Origin of the sequence: Planctomonas psychrotolerans (assembly GCF_008642235.1) — a bacterium.
Classification (GTDB): domain Bacteria; phylum Actinomycetota; class Actinomycetes; order Actinomycetales; family Microbacteriaceae; genus Planctomonas; species Planctomonas psychrotolerans.
The window spans coordinates 1,915,997-1,932,209 of the sequence record NZ_SJEV01000001.1 but is presented as its reverse complement, the minus strand read 5'-3'; the positions used below and the strand labels follow the sequence as shown (position 1 = coordinate 1,932,209).

The 16,213-nt window shown below is 70.7% G+C and carries 13 protein-coding genes; 2 read left to right on the top strand and 11 right to left on the bottom strand.

From position 1 onward, the window contains the following. Positions 1–55: 55 nt before the first annotated feature. The 5 genes from purH to sucC all read right to left on the bottom strand — a co-directional run bounded on the left by purH (position 56) and on the right by sucC (position 5,773). The gene (purH, locus tag EY822_RS08870) at positions 56–1,648 is read right to left on the bottom strand and encodes a bifunctional phosphoribosylaminoimidazolecarboxamide formyltransferase/IMP cyclohydrolase (protein WP_150307941.1); all 1,593 of its coding nucleotides are present in this window, start codon (positions 1,646–1,648) and stop codon (positions 56–58) included. After that, positions 1,645–2,256: a phosphoribosylglycinamide formyltransferase gene (gene purN / locus EY822_RS08865; RefSeq protein WP_150307940.1), complete on the bottom strand. Its 612-nt coding sequence runs from the start codon at positions 2,254–2,256 to the stop codon at positions 1,645–1,647. Before purN ends, purH begins: the two co-directional genes overlap by 4 nt. Positions 2,257–2,265: 9 nt before the next feature. Then, the gene (locus tag EY822_RS08860) at positions 2,266–3,582 is read right to left on the bottom strand and encodes a cell division protein PerM (protein ID WP_150307939.1); all 1,317 of its coding nucleotides are present in this window, start codon (positions 3,580–3,582) and stop codon (positions 2,266–2,268) included. A gap of 102 nt (positions 3,583–3,684) precedes the next feature. Next, positions 3,685–4,572, bottom strand: coding sequence for a succinate--CoA ligase subunit alpha (gene sucD / locus EY822_RS08855; protein ID WP_150307938.1), 888 nt, complete (start codon positions 4,570–4,572; stop codon positions 3,685–3,687). A gap of 31 nt (positions 4,573–4,603) precedes the next feature. Beyond that, positions 4,604–5,773 (bottom strand): ADP-forming succinate--CoA ligase subunit beta, encoded by a 1,170-nt coding sequence (gene sucC, locus EY822_RS08850; protein WP_150307937.1) that lies wholly within the window; start codon positions 5,771–5,773, stop codon positions 4,604–4,606. A gap of 181 nt (positions 5,774–5,954) precedes the next feature. Here sucC and EY822_RS08845 point away from each other — a divergent pair, with 181 nt between their 5' ends. Next, on the top strand, positions 5,955–6,752 hold the full coding sequence (locus EY822_RS08845; protein WP_150307936.1) for an oxygenase MpaB family protein: 798 nt from the start codon (positions 5,955–5,957) through the stop codon (positions 6,750–6,752). 136 nt (positions 6,753–6,888) lie between these two features. Here EY822_RS08845 and EY822_RS08840 read toward each other — a convergent pair whose 3' ends face one another. The 5 genes from EY822_RS08840 to EY822_RS08820 form a co-directional block, all read right to left on the bottom strand. Continuing rightward, positions 6,889–9,336: an ATP-dependent helicase gene (locus EY822_RS08840; RefSeq protein ID WP_150307935.1), complete on the bottom strand. Its 2,448-nt coding sequence runs from the start codon at positions 9,334–9,336 to the stop codon at positions 6,889–6,891. A 68-nt stretch (positions 9,337–9,404) separates the two neighbouring features. Then, on the bottom strand, positions 9,405–10,208 hold the full coding sequence (locus tag EY822_RS08835) for a carbohydrate ABC transporter permease (protein WP_406610163.1): 804 nt from the start codon (positions 10,206–10,208) through the stop codon (positions 9,405–9,407). Positions 10,209–10,216: 8 nt separating this feature from the next. Further along, complete coding sequence (locus EY822_RS08830; protein WP_227497151.1) at positions 10,217–11,092, bottom strand: carbohydrate ABC transporter permease; 876 nt, start codon at positions 11,090–11,092, stop codon at positions 10,217–10,219. Between the two features lie 61 nt (positions 11,093–11,153). Next, entirely contained in the window at positions 11,154–12,518 is a 1,365-nt protein-coding gene (locus tag EY822_RS08825; RefSeq protein ID WP_150307932.1) for an ABC transporter substrate-binding protein, read from the bottom strand. Positions 12,519–12,594: 76 nt separating this feature from the next. Then, complete coding sequence (locus tag EY822_RS08820) at positions 12,595–13,668, bottom strand: PfkB family carbohydrate kinase (protein WP_150307931.1); 1,074 nt, start codon at positions 13,666–13,668, stop codon at positions 12,595–12,597. 123 nt (positions 13,669–13,791) lie between these two features. Between EY822_RS08820 and EY822_RS08815 the strand changes: the two genes are divergently transcribed. Beyond that, positions 13,792–15,135 carry a 6-phospho-beta-glucosidase gene (locus tag EY822_RS08815; protein ID WP_150307930.1) on the top strand — a complete coding sequence of 448 codons (1,344 nt, stop codon included), beginning with the start codon at positions 13,792–13,794 and terminating at the stop codon, positions 15,133–15,135. Positions 15,136–15,189: 54 nt separating this feature from the next. Here EY822_RS08815 and EY822_RS08810 read toward each other — a convergent pair whose 3' ends face one another. Further along, positions 15,190–16,206, bottom strand: a complete 1,017-nt coding sequence (locus EY822_RS08810; RefSeq protein WP_150307929.1) for a glycerophosphodiester phosphodiesterase family protein — start codon at positions 16,204–16,206, stop codon at positions 15,190–15,192. Positions 16,207–16,213: the final 7 nt, after the last annotated feature.

The following is a 16,213-nucleotide window of genomic DNA, read 5'->3' as shown; positions in this document are numbered from 1 at the left end:
GCGCACCTCGGAGGATTCGCGGGGCGGCCGCGCCGGCGAACGGCCGACCGGTGCGTCAGTGGAAGAAGTGGCGCTCGCCGGTGAAGTACATCGTCACGCCGGCGGCCTCCGCCGCCGCGATCACCTCGGCGTCGCGCACGGAACCGCCGGGCTGCACGACCGCGCGCACGCCCGCGGCGAGGAGCACCTCGAGACCGTCGGCGAACGGGAAGAACGCGTCGGACGCGGCGACCGACGATGCCGCCCGGTTCCCCGCACGGCTCACGGCGAGGTGGCAGGAGTCGACACGGTTGACCTGGCCCATGCCCACGCCGACCGAGGCGCCCGCATTGGCGAGCAGGATGCCGTTCGACTTGACCGCACGGCACGCCTTCCAGGCGAACTCGAGGTCTGCGCGGGTGGCGGCATCCGCCTCGGGACCCGCGGCGAGGGTCCAGCCGCTCGAGTCGAACTCGGCGAAGGAGTCCGCTGTCTGAACGAGCAGTCCACCGCTGATCTGCCGGATCTCCCGCGCCTCGCGGGCGTAGCCCTCCGGCAGCTGCAGCAGACGCAGGTTCTTCTTGGCGCTGAGCACCTCCAGCGCATCGGCGTCGAAGCCGGGCGCGACGAGCACCTCCGTGAAGATCTCCTTCACCGTCTCCGCCATGCCGAGCGTGACCCGCCGGTTCGCGGCGATGACGCCGCCGAACGCGGACACCGGGTCGCAGTCGTGGGCGCGACGGTGAGCCGATGCGATGGAGTCGACGGCCGTCGGCGACGCGACCGCGATTCCGCAGGGGTTCGCGTGCTTGATGATGGCGACGGCGGGTTCGGTGAAGTCGTAGGCCGCGCGGACGGCGGCATCCGCGTCGACGTAGTTGTTGTACGACATCTCTTTGCCGTGCAGCTTCGTGGCCTGGGCGATACCCGCGCCCGCCGGACGCGTGTACAGGGCGGCTCGCTGATGCGCGTTCTCGCCGTAGCGCAGCACCGACGCGAGGGTGGCCTCCGTGCTGAGGGTGTCGGCGAAGTCGTCGGTCGCGGCGGCGCCCTCGAACCACCCCGCGACGGCGGAGTCGTAGGCCGCGGTGGCGGCGAACGCCACCCCGGCGAGGCCGCGACGCTGGTCGAGCGTCGTGCCGCCCGAGCGCAGCGCGTCGAGGATGAGGGGGTAGTTCGCCGGGGAGACGACGACGGCGACGTTGGCGTGGTTCTTGGCCGCCGCGCGCACCAGGGCGGGTCCGCCGATGTCGATCTGCTCGACGATGTCCGCCGCAGGCGCACCCGACGCGACGGTCTCCACGAACGGGTACAGGTTCACGACCGCGAGGGTGAACGGCTCAATCCCGAGCTCACCGAGCTGGCGCTCGTGCGACTCGAGCCGGAGGTCGGCGAGCAGACCGGCGTGCACGGCGGGGTGCAGCGTCTTCACGCGGCCGTCGAGGGACTCCGGGAATCCGGTCACCTCCGAGACCTCGGTGACGGGATGTCCGGCCGCGGCGATGGTCTTCGCCGTGGATCCGGTCGACACGATCTCGACTCCGGCCTCGACGAGGGCGGCCGCCAGTTCCTCCAGCCCGGTCTTGTCGCTCACCGAGATGAGGGCGCGCGTGATCGGAATGGTGTCGCGCTCGCGGAGGGTGGAGGGATCCGGTGCGGCACTGGTCATGAGCGGAGCCTTTCGGGGGTGGGAGGTGTCGGCGAGAGGGTGAGGTCGCCCTCGGCGATGCGGCGCACCGTGTTCACCAGCAGCGCGCGTTCGACGACCTTGATCCGTTCGTGGAGTGTCGCCTCGGTGTCGCCCGGCAGGACGGCGACGCGCTCCTGCGCGAGGATCGGCCCGCTGTCGACGCCGTTGTCCACCACGATGATCGACGCGCCGGACCGGTCCGCGCCGGCGGCGATCGCGTCGCGCACCGCGTGCGCGCCCGGGAACTCGGGCAGATAGGCGGGATGGGTGTTCACGAGGTTCGGGCTCAGGGCGTCGACGAAGGCGGGTGGCAGCAGTCGCATGAATCCGCTCAGCAGCACGAGGTCGGGCTTCCACACGCGAACCTGGTCGAGCAGTTCCTCCGCCCAGCTCTCCCGGTCGGGGTAGGAGGTGAACGGCACGGTGAACGAGGGGATGTCGAACTGCTCGGCGTAGGCGAGTCCGTCCGCGTCGCGGTCGGAGCCGATGGCGACGACGCGGGCCGGGTAGTCGGCTCCCTCGGCCGCCCTCAGCAGAGCGTGGAGGTTGGACCCCCCACCCGAGATGAGAACGACGAGCTTCAGCACTGCGCCAGCCTATCGGGGGGCAGGATCGGAGCGTCGTCTGGCGCCGACGAGCATGCCGCCGGTTGCGGCCAGGCCGATCTCGAGGAAGGCGAACAGGAGCACCAAGAACGGTGCGGGTCCCACGTCGACCAACCGGCCCGGCCCCGCGGACCCGCCGGAGAGCGCGGTGAGCACGGCCAGGACCACGGCCGCGACCAGTCCGATCCCGAGACCGGCCCCGACGTACCACGGCCAGGTACGCCCGGGAGATGCGAGGTGTCGGGCCACGCGAGGCTGGAGAGCGAGCGCGGCGAGGAAGCCGGCGAGCACGGGCACGAGCAGGCCGAGCAGTCCGTAGGTCAGCTCCCCCTGCGGCAGCGGACCCAGCACGGGGAGCGCGGGAAGCGGCCCGAGGACCGTGCCGAGCGGGGACACCGATGACCCGGTTCCGATGGCGAATCCCGGTCCGACGAGCCAGCTCGCGGCCCAGAGCACCAAGTTCGGGAGAAGCGCGAGCTGCGCGAGGGTGAGAGCGATGCCACCCGTCACCCCCACCTGCAGCGACTGGTACAGCGTGATCACGCTCGCGTACCCGGTCGCGAGGAGGACCGCGACCACGACGGAGGCGGCCGCGACGACGGCGAGGGCGGCGGCGGTTCCGCCGACCAGGGCGGATGCGGCGGCGGAACGCTCGACGGCGGGGCGATCGAAGACGGCATCGCGCACCGGGCGGACGACGGTGTCCGTCAGGCGCCGCAGCCTGGCTCCCGCACCGTCCGGCGCTTCGACGGGCACGGCGACGCGAGCACCCGGCGCGGGGCTGCTCGCGATCGCGGTTCGACGGCGGCTGGCGAGTCGCGCCCCGGTCGCCACCCCGACGCCGAAGATGCCCGCGGGGAGGAGGGTGCCCTGCCCGATCGCCGGGCGGGCGTTCGGATGCTGGGCGAGCAGCGAGACGGCGAGCGCGAGGAGAGCGAACACGACGACCGCGACGACGAGGCCCAGTAGGCGGTGCCGCGTCTCGCCCACGCGCCGTCCGGCCCGCATCCCGAGCAGCAGGGTGAGCAGGGCGAACCCGAGGGGGGCGATCGTCAGGGAAAAGGCAGCGTCCGCTCCCGGCAGCGCAAGGGCCGCGGCGTGCGCCGGGTCGAGCACCACCGAGAGATCCACGCCGTGGCCGAGCAGCCACACGTCCGCGGCGGCGCGGAAGTAGACCGCCCAGTCGATCTGGAGGTCGTACTGTGTCGCCCACAGCACGGTGAGCGGCACGAGCGGGATCCCGATGCCGATCGCGACGACGAGCAACGACTCGAGTCCCGCGAAGAGCGCGGTTGTCGCACGGTTCACGTTCTCACCCCCTCCCCTGTCGGCGACATGACGCGAGGTGCCCGAAACGGGGCCTCCGACCGGGGTCGAAGGGCGATTCCGGACACCTCGCGTGCGATGGTTCTACAGCGATGCGACGAGTTCTCGCATCAGGTTCGCGGTCTCGGTGGGCGTCTTGCCCACCCGGACGCCGGCGGCCTCGAGGGCCTCCTTCTTGCCCTGGGCCGTGCCGCTGCCTCCCGAGACGATGGCGCCCGCGTGGCCCATGGTCTTGCCCTCCGGCGCGGTGAAGCCGGCGACGTAGGCGACGACGGGCTTCGTGACGTGGGCCTTGATGTAGTCGGCGGCGCGCTCCTCGGCGTCTCCGCCGATCTCGCCGATCATCACGATCGCCTTGGTCTCGGGGTCGGCCTCGAACGCGGCGAGGGCGTCGATGTGCGTGGTGCCGATGATCGGGTCGCCGCCGATGCCGATGGCGGTGGAGATGCCGATGTCGCGGAGCTCGAACATCATCTGGTAGGTCAGGGTGCCCGACTTGGAGACGAGGCCGATCGGTCCGGCGTCCGTGATGGTGGCCGGGATGATGCCGGCGTTCGACTTGCCGGGGCTGATGACGCCGGGGCAGTTCGGGCCGATGAGACGGGTGCGGTTGCCGGTGCTCTTGGCGTGCGCCCAGAACTCGGCCGAGTCCTTCACCGGGATACCCTCGGTGATCACGACCGCGAGCTCGATGCCGGCGTCGATGGCCTCGACCACGGCGCCCTTCGCGAAGGCCGGCGGCACGAAGATGACCGACACGTTCGCGCCGGTGGCCTCCATGGCCTCGGCGACGGAGCCGAAGATCGGCAGCGAGGTGCCGGCGATCTCCACTTCGGTGCCCGCCTTGCGCGGGTTGACGCCGCCGACGACGCGCGAGCCGGAGCTCAGCATGCGGCCGGCGTGCTTGGTGCCCTCGGAGCCGGTGAGCCCCTGGACGATGATGATGGAGTTCTCGTCGAGAAGAATCGACATGGTTTGGAGTTCCTTTTCTCTCTCGAGCGCGTCAGTTGGCGGCGTGTGCCAGCTCGGCCGCGCGGTCGGCGGCCTCGTCCATCGTGTCGACCACGGTCACGAGCGGGTGCGCGGCCTCGGCGAGGATGCGGCGGCCCTCCTCGACGTTGTTGCCGTCGAGGCGCACGACGAGCGGCTTGGATGCGGTGTCGCCGAGCTTCTCGAGCGCGCCGACGATTCCGTTCGCCACGGCGTCGCACGCCGTGATCCCGCCGAACACGTTCACGAAGACGCTCTTGACCTGGTCGTCACCGAGGATGACGTCGAGACCGGCCGCCATGACCTCGGCGGACGCTCCGCCGCCGATGTCGAGGAAGTTCGCCGGGCGGACGCCGCCGTGCTTCTCCCCGGCGTAGGACACCACGTCGAGCGTCGACATCACGAGACCGGCGCCGTTGCCGATGATGCCCACCTGACCGTCGAGCTTCACGTAGTTGAGGTCCGACTCCTTGGCCTTCGCCTCGAGCGGGTCCACGTCGCCCGCTTCGACGAGCGCCTCGTGGTTCGGGTGCCGGAATCCGGCGTTCTCGTCGAGCGTCACCTTGCCGTCGAGGGCGATGATCTCACCGTCCTCGGTGAGCACGAGCGGGTTCACCTCGACGAGCGTCGCATCCTCGTCGCGGTAGACGGCCCACAGGCGCTCGATCACCGGGGCGATCTTCGGGAGCAGGTCGTCGGGGAAGCGAGCAGCCCGGGCGATCTCCTCCGCCTTGGCGGTGTCGATGCCGGCGATGGGGTCGATCTCGATGCGCGCGAGCGCCTCGGGCCGGGTGACGGCCAGTTCCTCGATCTCCACACCGCCCTCGACGCTGGAGAGCGACAGGTAGGAGCGGTTGGCGCGGTCGAGCAGGATGGAGAAGTAGAACTCCTGGGCGATCCTGGCGCCGCTGGCGACCATGACCCGGTGCACCGTGTGGCCCTTGATGTCCAGACCGAGGATGGCGGTACCGGCCTCGAAAGCCTCGTCGGGCGTCTTCACGACCTTGACGCCGCCGGCCTTGCCGCGGCCTCCGGTCTTGACCTGGGCCTTTACGACCACCGTGCCGCCGAGCTTCTCCGCCGCGGCACGCACCTCCTCGGGGGTGTCCGCCACGACACCGGGAAGGACCGGCACCCCGTACGACTCGAAGAGATCTCTCGCCTGGTATTCGAATAGGTCCACGCTTGTCCATCCCATCCGCACGGGCGACGCGACGCCGTGCGTTATTGCGGTGTGAGTGAGTTCGTGACCGCGTGACTCGATCGGGCGGGAACCGTCCGGGAGACACACGAACCGTTGAGAAGCCTACCGCTAGCGTTTCCCTCGGGAGTACGGAGCACGACCGAGGCGGGAGGAGTCCACCATGCGGGGAACCCGCCGCGAACGGCCGGTGCACGCGGCAGATATCGCGGCCGAGGCGGTGCTGATCGGCGCGGGCGGGCGCGCGATCCTGCTGCAGCTCGCGGATCCGGCAGTGGGGCGCGGTGTCGCCGAGCACAGCGACTTCGAGACCCGGCCGACCGACCGGCTGACCGGCACGCTGACGTTCGCCTACGCCGTCGTCTGCGGTTCCGAGTCCGACATCCGACTGGCGCGGCGCCGGGTGAATGCCGCACACGCGACGGTGCGCGGCGCACGGAGCGACGCCGGTCCCGCCTATTCGGCGTCGCATCCGGAGCTGCAGCTGTGGGTGGCGGCCACCCTGTACGACTCCGCGGTCACGATGCACGAACTGGTCTACGGTCCGCTCGACGACGCGACTGCCGACGCGCTCTACGCGGCCTACGCCCCGCTCGCGACGGAGCTCGGGATGCCGCCCGACCTGTGGCCGGCGGACCGCGCCGCGTTCGGCGTGTACTGGGCGGATCGCCTCGCCACCCTTTCCCCCGGTGAGCTCGCCCGGGACACCGCCGCGCGCGTGCTGTTCCCGGCATCGGGGCCACTGTGGCTGCGCCTGTCGATGCCGCTCGCGCGCCTCGTCACCGCGGGTCTGCTGACCCCGCGGCTGCGAACCGCCTTCGGGCTCGCGTGGTCGCCCCGGCGCGAGCGCGCGTTCACGGCGGTGCTGGCAGTCACCCGCGCCGTGTACCCGCGGCTCCCCCGGACGATCCGACACCTGCCGAAGACGCTGCTGCTCCGCCGCCTCCGCCGCGACGCGTGACCGTCCCCCTGACCGCTCCCCGCTCCCGTTGCGCTTCCCCGCTACACACATAACGGTAGCGACGACGCGTATCCGAAGCAGGGAGCTCCCCGCGCGGGGCTCGTGCCGGGCTCGTGCCGGGCTCGTGCCGGCGAGGCTAGAGCTTCTCGATCGGCGCGACCTTGATCAGCAGCCGCTTGCGTCCCGCGGTGTCGAACTGCACCTCCGCGATGCGCTTGGGCCCGACGCCGGTGACGCCGTTCACACGTCCCTCGCCGAAGTCGGTGTGGCGGATGCGATCGCCGGCCACCAGCTCGAGGTCGCCGTTGTCGCGCACGGTGCCGGTCACCCGGTTGGTCCACTCGGTCTTCGGTCGCCCGGCTCCGAGCGCCGTCGGGTCGGTGGTGCCGAAGCGGGGGCCGCGGTCGTCGGACGAGCGGAGCGACGTGCGCCCGGAGCCGTATCCGCCGCCCTCGCGGCGGGCGTTCAGGGCCCGCGGCTGGGTGCCGCCGCGAGAGTTGGCCATTCCGGGCGACTGCCGCCACTCGATGAGGTCGGCCGGGATCTCCTGCAGGAAGCGGCTCGGCATCGCCACGTTCACGTCGCCGAACTGCGCCCGGGTCATGGCCAGCGAGAGGAAGAGCTTCTGCCGTGCCCGGGTGATGCCCACGTAGAACAGCCGTCGCTCCTCGGCGGGGCCGCCCGGCTCGTCGGCGGACATGCGATGCGGCAGCAGGTCCTCCTCCACGCCGGTCACGAAGACCGCCGGGTACTCGAGTCCCTTCGCGGTGTGCAGGGTCATCAGCGAGACGGTGCCGGAGCTGTCGTCCAGTTCATCGGCGGCCGCCACCAGCGACACCTCGGTGAGGAAGTCGATCAGTTGGCCGTCGGGATTGTTGCGCCCGAACTCCTTCGTCACGGCGAGGAGTTCCTCGATGTTCTCCGCGCGCGCCTCGTCCTGCGGGTCGCGGCTGGCGCGCAGCGCATCGACGAGCCCGCTCCGGGTGATCAGCGTGCCGAGGATGTCGCTCACCGGCGCGGGCCCCGACGCGTCGGTCGGTTCGAGCATCGCCGCGACCTCGTCCAACAGGGTCGACAACTGCAGGATCGCCCCGGTGACCTTCGGGCCGAGCCCGAGCGACGACGCGTGGCGCATCGCCTCGCGGTAGGAGACGCCGTGCGTCTCGGCGAACACGGCCAGTTGCGTCTGCGTGGCCGGGCCGATGCCCCGCTTCGGGGTGTTCAGGATGCGGCGGAGGGCGAGCTCGTCGTTCGGATTGGCGACGGAGACGAGATATCCCATCGCGTCCTTGATCTCGGCGCGCTCGTAGAACTTGGTGCCGCCCATGATCCGGTATGGCAGCGCCGACCGGATGAAGATCTCCTCGAGCGCACGCGTCTGCGAGTTGGTGCGGTAGAAGACAGCGATGTCCTTATAGTCCATGCCGCTGTCGTGCAGCTTCTGGATCTCGTCGGCCACGAACTGGGCCTCGTCGTGTCCGGAGTACCCGGTGAAGCCCACGATCTTCTCGCCGTCGCCGATCGCCGTCCACAGCTTCTTGTCCTTGCGGTCGAAGTTGTGGGAGATCACGGCGTTCGCCGCCGAGAGGATGTTCTGCGTCGACCGGTAGTTCTGCTCGAGCATCACCACCTTCGACTGCGGGAAGTCGCGCTCGAACTCGACGATGTTGCGGATGTCCGCGCCGCGGAACGCGTAGATCGACTGGTCGGAGTCGCCGACCACCGTGAGCGAGGCCCCCTCGATGCCGCCGGTGCCGGAGAGCGCCATGCGGGTGTCGGCCGGCACGTGCTCGGGCGCGACCGGCCGGGTGAGTTCGCGGATGAGCGAGTACTGCGCGTGATTGGTGTCCTGGTACTCGTCGACGAGCACGTGCCGGAACCGTCGCTGGTACTTCGCGGCGACGTGCGGGAAGGCGCGGAAGAGGTAGACGGTCTGCCCGATCAGGTCGTCGAAGTCGAAGGCGTTCGCGGCGCTGAGCGAGCGCGTGTATTCGCGGAACACCTCGACGAACGCGGTCTCGGCCGGGTCGTTGAAGTTCGCGGTTCGGGCGAAGCTGTCGGCGTCGGCGAGTTCGTTCTTCAGCTTGGAGATGCGCCCCGCCACCGACGAGACCGTGAAGCCGTAGGTGTCGGCCTCGTACTGCTTGATGATGCGCTTGATCAGCACGCGGCTGTCGGCCGAGTCGTAGATCGTGAAGTTCGGGGTGAAGCCGAAGTTCTCGGCCTCACGGCGCAGGATCCGCACGCACGCCGAGTGGAACGTGGAGATCCACATGCCCTCGGCGGCCTGGCCGACCAGTTGCTCCACACGCTCGCGCATCTCTGCCGCGGCCTTGTTGGTGAAGGTGATGGCGAGGATCTGGCTGGGCCACGCCTCGCGGCTCTCCAGCAGTCCCGCGATGCGATGCGTGAGCACCCGCGTCTTGCCCGACCCGGCACCGGCGACGATGAGGAGGGCGGGGCCCCGGTACTCGACCGCTTCGCGCTGCTCGGGGTTCAGTCCGTCGAGAAGATCGGCAGCGGGTTCGACGATCACCGGGTACGCGGGCGCGGGCGTGAGGCGGGGAGTCACGGGGGGAGTCATCTCCGTGCAATTGTATTCGCCGCCACCGACACCGGACCCGGGGCGGCGTCCTACCCCTCGACCATGTCCTACTCCTTGACCGCGCCGTCGAGCATCCCGCGGATGAAGTGCCGCTGCAGCAGGAAGTAGAGCAGCACCACCGGCAGGGCGACGAGCACGGCACCGGCGGCGAGAAGCGCCGTGCCCTGCGTGTACTGGCCCTGGAAGAGCGCGAGGCCGAGCGGTGCGGTGCGGAAGGAGCCCGACGGCGACATCACGAGCGGGATGAGGAACTCGTTCCATGTCCACATGAACATCAGCACCACCATCGTGGTGATGGCCGGCCGTCCCATCGGTACGAGGATCGACCACAGCACCCGCTGCGACGACGCACCGTCGAGGCGTGCCGCCTCGATCACCGATCGGTTGACCCCGCGGAAGTAGGTGCGCATCCAGTACGTGCCGAACGCCACGGACTGCGCCACCTGCGGCAGCGACACGGCCCAGACGGTGTCGGTGAGCCCGAGCGTGCGCAGGTCGAAGAACAGGGGAACGATGATGGCCTCGGCCGGCACCATGATGCCGAGGAGGAACAGGTAGAACAGCACGTTCTGGCCGCGGAAGGTCATGGTGCCGAAGGCGTAGCCGCTCAGAAGCGACAGACCCACGGCGAGGGTCACGACGATCGCGGCGACGAGCACGGACGTGGCCATGTAGCTGCCGAAGCGCCCCTCCTGCCACGCCGCGACGAAGTTGCCGGGGTGGAAGGCGCCTTCCCGGGCGGCGCTGGCGCTCGCGGGCGAGAAGGCGGCGATCAGGATGGTGAGGATCGGCGCGAGCACGAGCACCGACACCCCCACGAGGACGATGTAGTTCGCGGCGCGTTCGCCCACCCCGATCCTCACGCGCCGCGCTCCGCTCGCCTGTTGATCACGACGCTCAGGGCGAAGATCACCGCGGTCAAGGTCACTCCTACGGCGGCGGCCGACCCGACCTCGCCGAGTTCGAACGCACGGCGGTAGACCTCGTAGCTCGGCACGGTGGTGGAACTGCCCGGGCCTCCACCCGTGGTCACATAGATGAGGTCGAACGTCTTGAGCGATGCCACCACGGTCAGCGTGAGCGCTACCGTCGCCTCCGGGCGAACCGCGGGCACGATGATCGAGAAGAACTCACGCACCGCGCCGGCGCCGTCGAGCCGGGCCGACTCGAAGAGTTCCGCCGGGATCCGGGCCATGCCCGCCATGAGGAGCACGGTGACCAGCCCGGTGGACACCCAGGTGCCGATGAGTCCCACCGCGGGCAGTGAAAAGGTGTAGTCGCCGAGCCAGGCCCGGGTCAGCGCGTCCAGCCCCACGGCTCGCAGCGCGGTGTTGAGCACGCCGTCGGGCGCGTAGATCTGCCGCCAGGCGATGGCCACGACCACCATCGCGATCACCTGGGGAAGGAACACGATGGTGCGGAACAGGGGCAGGCCGCGCACGCGCGCGCGGGTGAGCACCGCGGCCAGGGCGAGCCCGATGCACACCGGCAGGATGGCGAAGAAGAACACGAGAACCAGCGCGTGGCCGAAGGCGGCACGGAGGCGCTCGTCCGTGGCGATGTCGATGTAGTTGTCGAACCCGACGAAGGTGGCGAGGGTGAGGCCGTCCCAGTCGAACAACGAGAGGTGCACGGATCGCGCGAGCGGGAAGAGGAGGAAGGCCCCGTAGACGAGGAAGGCGGGGAGGATGAGGAGGTACGGGGTCGGTCCGGCGGAGGGGCCGGCGCGACGCACCGCGGGCGTGCTCGTCGTGCCGCGCGCGGCGGACCGTGTCGCGGCCCGCGGCGCGGGGGGCTCAGTCCGCCGCCGTGAAGTCGGCATAGTCCGCCTCGAGCGCCTCCGTGACCTGCTCGGGCGAGAGGCGGCCGTCGAGGAGGCCCTGGAGCGCCTCGCCGAGCGTGTCTCCCATGGTGGGCGTCGCGTAGTCGAGGTAGGGCAGGAGCGCGCCCTCCTCGGTGACCGACCCGAACGCGGTGTACACGTCGCGCAGCACCCCGCTGGCGGGCGCGTACTGCTGCGTGTCGACCACGGGCAGGTTGCCGGTCTCCGCGAGGATCGCCATCGCGTCGTCGCTCGTGATGTAGTCGATGTACGCGGCCGCGAGGTCGGGGGTGTCGGTGGCGCTGGTCACCGTGAACGGCAGCCCGGTGCCCCCGGTGGTGCGGGCGCCCTCGCCGGCCGTCGCCGGCGGCACGAAGAATCCGACGTCCTCGCCCATGGCGTCCTGCAGGTCCGCCGCGAGCCACGATCCGCCCATCAGGAAGACCCCGTCGCCGGCGGCGAGACTCTGCCAGGCGGCGTCGTAGTCGGTCCCGTTCACTCCCTCATTGAAGAATCCCTCGGTCTGCCAGGAGGCAAGCTTTGCCGCCGCGGCCACGTTCTCAGGCGTGAGCCAGCTGGCGCCCTCGTTGCCGAAGCCGAGGCTCTGGATCTCCTCGCTGTCGACCAGCGCACCCTGCACGGGGCCGAACACGTGCCCTGCCGGCCACTTCTCGATGTTGCCGAGGAGCAGGGGCGTCTCACCGGCATCCTTCGCCGTGCGGAGGGCCGCCTCGAAGGCCTCCCAGTCCGCGGGCACGTCGATACCGAGCTGGTCGAGCTTGGCCTTGCTGTAGAACACGCCCACGACCTCGCCCACCTGCGGGAGCCCGTAGAGGGAGCCCTCGCCGAACGTCGTGGCGTCGTCGCTGTAGGTGGAGTAGGTGAGGATGCTCTCGGGGTACCGGTCGGCCCAGCCGTACTCCTCCGCCCACGGGTCGAGCGGAAGCAGCTGGTCCGCCGCGACGAACGCGCCCATCGACGCACGGGAGTTGTTGGCCTGCACCACGTCGGGTGCGTTGTCACCGCTCAGCGCGAGGCGCAGGGTGCGACCGAGGTCGTCGAAGGACTGCGATACCCGCTCGATGGTGATGTTCGGGTACTCCTCCTCGAATGCGGCGTTGAGCCGGGTCATCTGCTCGTCCTGGCCGCCGCGCACCTCCTGGTCCCACACCGTCAGCGTCCGGTCGCCGAGGGCCGAGACGTCCGTCTCGATCTCGCGATCCGGATCGAGGGTCGGCGCGGGTGTTCCCCCCGAGCCCGGAGTGCACCCGGCGAGCGTGACCGCGAGAACCGCCGCCGCGGCGAGGCCGGCGAAGCGGGGTCGGAGAGGAGCGTTCATGGCTTGTCCTTTCGAGGGCGGAACGTCTGTCGGGGAATCCGCCCTCGGAGCGGGCGATCCAGGTGGGGCCGTCGGGTCATGGTTCGGCGAACTGTTCCGCCTCGGTCAGCAGACCGAACGTGGCCTCGGCCCGCCGCACGGCGTTCCGAGGCACGTCGCGCACGAGATCCTCGAGAAAACCGTAGCGCTGAGCGAGCTCCGCGGCATCCGCACTCGATCCGGCCGCTCGGGTCGTGGCCTCCCACCAGTCCGCGATGTCGCCCCACCCCGGCGACGCAAGAGATCCGCCGAAGTGCTGCACCGCGAGCGCGGAGCACAGCGATGCGAAGAGGAGGCGCTGCTCGAGCGGCCACTCCGCGAGCGTGCCCAGCACCACGGCTGCCGCGAACACGTCGCCCGCGCCGGTCGGATCGACCGAGCGCACGTCGAGGCTCGGCACGGACGCGGACTCGCCAGTGGTCGAGTCCACCGCGATCGCTCCGGCGCTGCCCTTGGTGACGATGGCGAGCGGCACGCGGTCGGCCAGTCTGCCGAGCGCGTCCTCCGGGGTGTCGGCCCGGGTGTAGGCCATCGCCTCCACATGATTCGGCAGGAAGGCGTGGCACGACGCGAGCGCGTCGAGGTCCGCCGCGTTCCACCGCTCGGTGGGGTCCCACCCCACGTCGGCGAAGACCAGGGCGCCGCTGTCCCCCACGGTTCCCCACCACGGTTCCTCGCCCTCCGGCGCGACCAGCTCGGCCAGCACGGCGCGGGTGCGAGGAGGACGTCCCACCAGCTCGGCCTGGGGGATCGGAACGGGGTGGCCGTGCGTGATCATGGTGCGGTCGCCGTGCGTGGCGAGGGACACGGTCACGGCCGAGTGCCAGCCCGGGAAGGTGCGCGACCGACTGAGATCGATGTGCTCCTGGTCCTCGAGCAACGACCACGCCCACTGCCCGTAGGCGTCGTCACCGAACCCGGCTGAGAGACTGGTCCGCAGTCCGAGGCGTGCGGCGGCGACCGCGAGGTTCGCCACGCCGCCGGGGAGCGAGCCCATGCCCTCCGCCCACACCTCCGTGCCGGGGGCCGGTTCGGCCGGCAGTCCGGTGAAGACGATGTCGAAGAAGATCGGTCCGGTGAGGAACAGGTCGAACTCGGCGGGTGCGGTCACCGTGGCCTTCTTCCCTGTTCGCTCCGACGGCGCGGTCCGCCTGAGAATTCGGACGATAGCACGGGGGATTCCCCGGCGAAGTACTCTGGGAATCCGACAGGCAGGAAGCGCGGTATTCGTCGCATGAAACTCACCCTCATCGGCGGCGGCGGCTTCCGAGTTCCGCAGATCTTCCAGGCGCTCGGGGCCGACGGCGACGCCGCCCGGGTCACCGAACTGTGTCTTCACGATGTCGCCCCGGAGCGACTCGACACCATCCGCGCGGTGCTCACGCACATGGCCGGCACTCTCCCCCGTCCGCCGCGGGTGACCGCGACGACCGATCTCGACGACGCGGTGCGGGGCGCCTCGTTCATCTTCTCGGCGATGCGCATCGGGGGTTCGGAGGGCCGGATCGCCGACGAGCGCATCTCCCTCGAACTCGGAGTGCTCGGCCAGGAGACGGTGGGGCCGGGCGGCCTGGCGTACGCGCTCCGCACCCTGCCGCACGCGCGCCGGCTGGCCGAGCGTGTGGCGACGCTCTCCCCGGATGCCTGGGTGATCAACTTCACGAACCCGGCCGGGATGGTCACGGAGGCCATGCGCGCGTTCCTCGGCGACCGCGTGGTCGGTATCTGCGACACCCCCGTCGGGCTGCTCCGGCGTGCGGCGAGCGCTGTGGGCGCCGGACCGCAGCCGACCGACTTCGACTACGTCGGCCTCAACCACCTGGGCTGGCTCCGACGGTTGTCGGTCGACGGACAGGACCGCCTGCCCGGGCTGCTGGCCGACGACACCGCACTGGGCGGCATCGAGGAGGCGCGACTGCTCGGCGCGGACTGGGTGCGTGCCCTCGGCGCGCTGCCCAACGAGTACCTCTACTACTACTACTTCGAGCGGGAGGCGACCGAACGCCTCCGCTCATCGGCCGAGACGCGCGGCGAGTTCCTGCACCGGCAGCAGGGCGCGTTCTACCGGGACGCGCACGCCCACCCCGACAGCGCCCTCGACCTCTGGAACCGCACGAGGCACGACCGCGAGTCGAGCTACATGGCCGAGAGCCGCGCCGAGGAGGACCGCGACGGCCGCGAGGAGAGCGACGTGGAGGGTGGCGGTTATCAGGCCGTGGCCCTGAACCTCATGACGGCGCTCACCTCGGGACCGTCCTCGACGATGATCCTCAATGTGGCCAATCGGGGCGCGGTGCCCGAGCTCGCCGACGACGCGGTGATCGAGGTGCCGTGCACCGTCGACTCCGCCGGCATCCGGCCGTTCGACATCGCCCCGGTGCAGGCCGAGATGCTGGGACTGATGCAGCAGATCAAGGCCGTCGAGCAGTTGGTCCTCACCGCGTCGAGCTCGAGGGACGCCACCCTCGCCTGGCGGGCCATCGCCGCGCACCCGTTCGTCGACTCGGTGGCCGTGGCGCGTCGGCTGTTCGACCGTTACCGGGCCGAGATTCCGGGCGTCGGCGCCGCGTTCGACTAGGCATTGGCGGGCCGTGGCTGGGCGTCCGACCAGCGCGGTCCTGCGGCGCGGTGGTCAGCGCTCCATGAGCGCGGCGACGGCGAGGTCGGGGTGGTCGACGAAGACGCCGTCGAGACCGGTTGCGGCGAGGAGTCGCCACTCGCTCTCGTAGTTGCCGAACGACGCCGGGTGCGTGCCGTGCCGGAAGTTGACGGGCAGGAACCTGTTCTCCGGCCGGAGGGTCCAGCAGTACGCCGACAGCCCGGCCCGGTGGGCGCGGTCGACGAGATCGGTGGTGCAGAGCGCGACACCGGCGGCGTCCGTGGGGAGCAGCCTGCTCCGGTCGACGCTGATGCCGTCGACCCGCGCTCCGAGCGCCGCCAGTCCGTCGTCGGTCAGGTGGTCGTCGTAGGTCGGTGCCGCGCTCCCCCGCGCGGCCACCTCGTCGAACGGCGCCCCGGCCGCATCGAGCAGGAACACCCGGGATGCGTCGACTCCGCGCCGCGCGAAGCGGTCGAGCATGCCCGCCTCGAACGACTCCACCACGAGCCGGTCGCCTCGTGCGGCCCAGCCCGCGGCTCCGAGAGTGTCGGCGAGCAGTTCGTCGAGCGGGAGGCCGAGCGAGTCGAAGTAGGTGGCGTGCTTGACCTCGACGACGATGCCCAGGTTCCGGCCCGAGTCGGCGGCGGCGGTGTCCACCAGCTCGAGCACGTCCTCGAGGCGGAGGAGTCCCAGCGTGTCGTCGAACGACGCACTCGTGCTGCGGATGCCGGGCAGCCGCTCCCGCGCGCGGAGTTCGCCGAGCTCGGCCCAGGTGAAGTCCTCGGTGAACCACCCGGTGTGCGGGCGGCCGTCGATCTCCTTGGTCGTCCGCCGGTCGGCGTATCGCGGCAGGTCCGCCACGTTGGTCGTGCCGGAGATCTCGTTCTCGTGCCGCACCACCAGCACGCCGTCGCGGGTCGCCAAGATGTCCGGCTCCACGGCGTCGGCGCCCAGCGCGAAGGCGAGCTCGAAACTCGACCGGGTGTGTTCGGGGCGGTATCCCGGGGCACCCCGATGCCCGATGATGACCGGACGCGGCGTCGAGAGCATCCGTCCA